Here is a 4,819-nt window from a genome sequence, read left to right as displayed (position 1 = left end):
ACCGCCCTCGCCGTCGGGCTCTGCCTCGCGTCGGCCGTGGCCTACGCGGCCGCCGCCGTAGCCCAGGAACGGCTCGCCCGGGCCGCCGTGGCGCGCAGCGCCAAGGCCCTGCTGGGCTCCGGCGCCTGGTGGTCCTCGGCCGGCCTGAACGCCGCCGCCGCGCTCCTGCACGCGGCGGCCCTGCGGTACGGCCCCCTCACCCTGGTGCAGCCGCTCGGAGCGCTCACCCTGGTGGCCGCCGTCCCGCTGGGGGCGCGCAGGTCCGGACGCCGGGTGGCGGGCACCGAGTGGCGGGGCACCCTCGCCACCGTCGCCGGGCTCGGCCTGCTGCTGCTCCCGGCCTCCGGGCCGGCCCCCGACGACACCCTCACGCTGATCGAGGCGCTGGCCGTCTCCGGCGCCACGATCGCCGTGATCCTGATGCTGACCGCCGACAAGGACCCGCGCTCGGGCCTGCGCCACGCGACCGCCTCCGGGCTGGCCTCCGCGGCGGCCTCGGCCCTGACCCAGACCGTGGCCGTGGCGGCCGGCCGCGGCGGAGCCCTGCTCAGCGTCCGGGTCGTCGCGGTGGCCCTGCTCGTCATGGTGTTCGCGGTCGGCGGGATGCTGCTGTCCCAGCGGGCCTACCGCGGCGGACTGGGCGCCCCGTTGGCCGTGGTGAACCTGGCCAACCCACTGGCCGCGGCCACCATCGGCATGGTCCTGCTCGGCGAACGGCTGCAGGGCGGGGTGCCGGGGCTGCTGCTGGCCGGGGCAGGCGCCTTCCTGGCGGCGCGCGGAGTGGTCCTGCTCACCCGGACGCCCTCCGCCGGGGCGGGTCCGGGCGCTGGCCCCCGGACGGGCGCGGAGCTCCCCGCGCAGGTCGGCCGCGTGGCGGTCTGAGTGTCGGAGAACCGATCCGAGCCCGCGCGCGTCCTCCGCAGGAGCACGCCGGAACGCCAGAACGCCTGAACGACCGGACGACCGAAGCGGAGTGACTGGACATGGGGATCGTCAGCTGGATCATCCTGGGACTGCTGGCCGGGGGCGTCGCAAAGATCCTTTTGCCCGGCCGGGACCCCGGTGGTCTCATCGGGACCACCCTGATCGGCGTCGCCGGAGCCTTCATCGGCGGCTGGCTGTCGGCGAAAGTCCTGGACAAGCCCATCCAGACGGAGTTCTTCGACCTCGCCACCTGGGGCTCCGCCATCGCGGGCTCGCTGGTCCTGCTGATCGGCTACCGCATCCTCTTCGGCAACTCCCGGAACTGACCCGGCCCCACGCGTTCCGGGGAAGAGATCAGCCCGCTCGGAGGGGCCGCGCTCCTGGGCCCGCGTACGCCCGTCGGATTCCGGCCGATGTCCGGCTCCGACTTCCGGATCGCCACCGGCGACAAGCACCTCGCCCAGGCCACCGTCCAACTCCTCGGACACGAGGCCTGGTCGTGCCGGCCCACCCGGTGGAAGCAGGCGCCGGCCCGGACCCGCGGCTGTGGACCGCAGGGGACGACCGCATCCCTGAACCGGCTCGCGGCGCCGGACGACCGGCCGCTCACGCCAACCGCACCACCGCGACGTACGAGCACGAGCACGAGCACGAGCAGCGAGGAAACCGGTAGCCGGATGAGTGTCACCCTCGTCCCCACAGCCGACCTGTACGACGAGCACGGCGAGTCCCTGGCCATCTGCGCCACCGGATTCCGCCGGTTCGGCGGCCGCCGGGTCTTCGCCTGCCCCGTCCGGACCGTGCGCTGCCACGAGGACAACGCGCTGCTGCGCACTCTCATCCACACGCCGGGCGAGGGCGCGGTCCTCGTCGTGGACGGCGGGGGATCGCCGCGTACCGCCCTCGTCGGCGACCTCATCGCGGGCGCGGCCGAGGCCAACGGCTGGGCCGGACCGATCGTCAACGGTTCGGTCCGCGACAGCGTCGCCCTCGGCGGGCTCGACTTCGGCGGGCTCGACCTCGGCATCAAGGCGCTCGGCACGGTCCCCCGCAAGAGCGGCAAGAGCGGCAAGACCGGCGACGGCGCGGTCGACGAGCCCGTCACCATCGGCGACGTCACCTTCCGCGCCGGGGACACCGTCCACGCGGACGACGACGGCGTGGTCGTCCTGCCCCGCTGACGTCCGAGCGGGGCCGACGGGGCCGACGGGGCCGAGGCGGTTCAGAACCGGCCAGGGCCGGCGCACCCGCCCTGGCACGGCCCCGGCGGGCCGGGTTTCACTGCGGGCCCATGAGACGACGACACATGATCACCGGCCTGCTCGGCGCGATCGTGCTGACCGCCGCTACCCTGGCCGGCGCGGGACCCGCGTACGCCGCCGGGACCCCGGTCGCGGACCCGCCGCCCGCCGAGTTCGGCACCGACTGGCACGACCCGCTCACCGCGGCCCCGCCCGTCGCCCGGCCCGCGACCCGGTCGTGCCGGGTGACCCTCGCGGAGGCCCGGTTCCGCGACTTCACGCCCTACCGAGGCAGCTACACGCCGCCCGCCGCCTGTGGCGCGGCCCGCTGGGCCAAGGTGGTCCTGCGCCTCGACGGCAAGGTCAAGGGCCGCCAGTACGACCGCCTCGGCCACCTCTCCCTCGGCGGGGTCGAGATCCTGCGCACCTCCACCCCGCAGCCCTCGCCCGACGGCATCACCTGGTCCGTCGAGAAGGACGTCACCCGCTACCGCGACACCCTCGCCCGCCCGCAGCCCGTCGAGATGCTCATCGGCAACGTCGTCGACGACACCTACACCGGTGTCATCGACGTCGAGGTGACCCTGACCTTCTACGCCGCCGACGGCCGCAACCCGGCCCCGGACACCCCCGACCGCGTCCTGCCCCTCACCGACCCGTCGGTCACCACCCCGCGCAACACGGAGCGCCTGCTCGCCGAGGTGTACGCCACCGGCTCGGGCGGCGGCTGCGAGGAGTACTGGTACATGACCGCCCCGGACGCGGCCCCGTACTCCTGCAAGGCCACGGACGGCCCGTACCGGGAGGTCCGGGTCTCGGTCGACGGACAGCTCGCCGGCATTGCCGCGCCCTTCCCCACCGTCTGGACCGGAGGCTGGTCCAACCCCTTCCTCTGGTACGTCACCCCCGGCCCGCGCGCCTTCGACGTCCAGCCGATCCGCTACGACCTCACGCCCTACGCCGCCCTGCTCAACGACGGCCGCCCGCACCGGATCGAGGTCTCCGTCGCCGGGGTCCCCGCCGGACAGAGCGGCTGGAGCACCCCCACCAACCTGCTGCTCTGGCAGGACGAGGGCCGGGAGGTCGTCACCGGCGCCCTGACCCGGCACGAGGAGAGCGATCCGGCCGGCCACTCCCGGTGGACGCCCGCGGCCCCCGGCGCGCGGCACCGCCTGGACACCGAGGGCGGCCACCGGCTGACCGTCGCCGGACACGTGAACACCTCCCACGGCCGCGTGGTCACCACCGTCACACGCGCCGTTCGGAACACCTCCGTGCACCGCTGGACCGACGGCGAGAACCAGGACGCGCTGAACGCCACCTGGACCGACGAGGAGAGCGTGACGCACGGACCGGCCACCACCCGGACCGCCCGCACCTACACGATGGACGGCGAGACCACCCTCGGCGACGGCGACCGACTGCGCACCGTCCTCGCGCTCGGCGACCGCGCCGACAGCGTCACGCTGCGCGGCGGCAAGGCCGTCGACAGCTCCCGGCTCGACGACCGGTACGCCGGGGACGCCACCTACACCGCGAACGTCCCGCGCGACCAGCGGCACGCGGTTGCCACCACCTCGGCCCGCTACCGTTTGTACGGGTCCGCGGCGCCCAACGGCTGTTACGACCGGACGGTGGCCACCGCTCAGGGCACGCTCACGGTGGACCGCCGACGTTGCTGACCCGGCCGCCCCCTACGATGAGCGGCCATGGATACGAGTGAGGCCGGCAGACAGCTGATCGACGGCCGTTTCGAGCTGGTCGCACCCCTTGGCAGCGGGGGCATGGGTACGGTGTGGCGCGCCCGCGACATCGCCCTGCACCGCGAGGTCGCGCTCAAGGAGGTGCGCCCGCCGGACCCGGCGACCGCCGCGGCCCAGCCCGGTCTGGCCGACCAGCTGCGCGAACGGGCCGTCCGCGAGGCCCGCGCCCTCGCCCGCCTCGCCCACCCCCACGTGGTGACGATCCATCACATCGTCGAGCCGCCCGAGGGCGTGGACGGACACCCGTGGATCGTCATGGAGCTGGTCAAGGGCGGCTCCCTGTACGACCGGCTGGCGTCCGGGCCGATGCCGCCCGCCGACGTGGTGCGGCTCGGCCTCGACGTGCTCTCCGCTCTGCGCGCCGCACACGCCGAAGGCGTGCTCCACCGCGACGTGAAGCCGGCCAACGTGCTGCTGCGGCCCAGCGGCTCGGCGGTGCTCACCGACTTCGGCATCGCCGCCCTGCACGATTCGACCGGGCTCACCTCGACCGGGGTGCTGATCGGCTCGCCCGAGTACATCGCGCCCGAACGCGTCCGCGGGGAGGAGGGGCTGGCCGCCTCCGACCTGTGGTCGCTGGGCATGCTGCTCTACGTGGCCGCGGAGGGCGTCCACCCGCTGCGCCGGGCCACCAGCCTGGCCACGGTCGTCGCCGTGCTCGACGAGCCGATCCCGGCGCCCGTGCGCTCCGGCCCGCTGGCGCCCGTACTGGAACGGCTGCTCGTACGGGACCCGGCAGCGCGGCCCGACGGGGCACAGCTGGAACAACTGCTCCGGGACGCGAGTGCCGCTCTCGGATCCGGCCACCGGGCGGGCCCCGGGCCGGTCGCCGTCACGCCGGCGATCTCCGTGGCCGCACCGGCCGCGCCGGCCGCGCCCGTGGTCCCGGGT

5 protein-coding genes are annotated in these 4,819 nt (G+C 75.0%); all 5 read left to right on the top strand.

The annotated features are described in order from the left end of the window. The coding region (locus tag ACWGIU_RS29985) for a hypothetical protein (RefSeq protein ID WP_453711020.1) at positions 1–882 on the top strand (882 nt) is incomplete at its 5' end. 101 nt (positions 883–983) lie between these two features. Continuing rightward, positions 984–1,250 (top strand): GlsB/YeaQ/YmgE family stress response membrane protein, encoded by a 267-nt coding sequence (locus tag ACWGIU_RS29980; protein ID WP_453711018.1) that lies wholly within the window; start codon positions 984–986, stop codon positions 1,248–1,250. 87 nt (positions 1,251–1,337) lie between these two features. Further along, positions 1,338–2,105, top strand: coding sequence for a ribonuclease E activity regulator RraA (gene rraA / locus ACWGIU_RS29975; protein WP_453711016.1), 768 nt, complete (start codon positions 1,338–1,340; stop codon positions 2,103–2,105). A 110-nt stretch (positions 2,106–2,215) separates the two neighbouring features. Continuing rightward, positions 2,216–3,847 carry a peptide-N4-asparagine amidase gene (locus tag ACWGIU_RS29970; protein ID WP_453711014.1) on the top strand — a complete coding sequence of 544 codons (1,632 nt, stop codon included), beginning with the start codon at positions 2,216–2,218 and terminating at the stop codon, positions 3,845–3,847. Positions 3,848–3,874: 27 nt separating this feature from the next. Beyond that, a partial coding sequence (locus ACWGIU_RS29965) for a serine/threonine-protein kinase (protein WP_453711013.1) occupies positions 3,875–4,819 on the top strand: 945 nt, incomplete at its 3' end.

The organism is Streptomyces sp. NPDC054840 (assembly GCF_053611065.1).
Note: the sequence above shows the minus strand (reverse complement) of the source record. Positions and strands in the feature narration are given on the sequence as shown.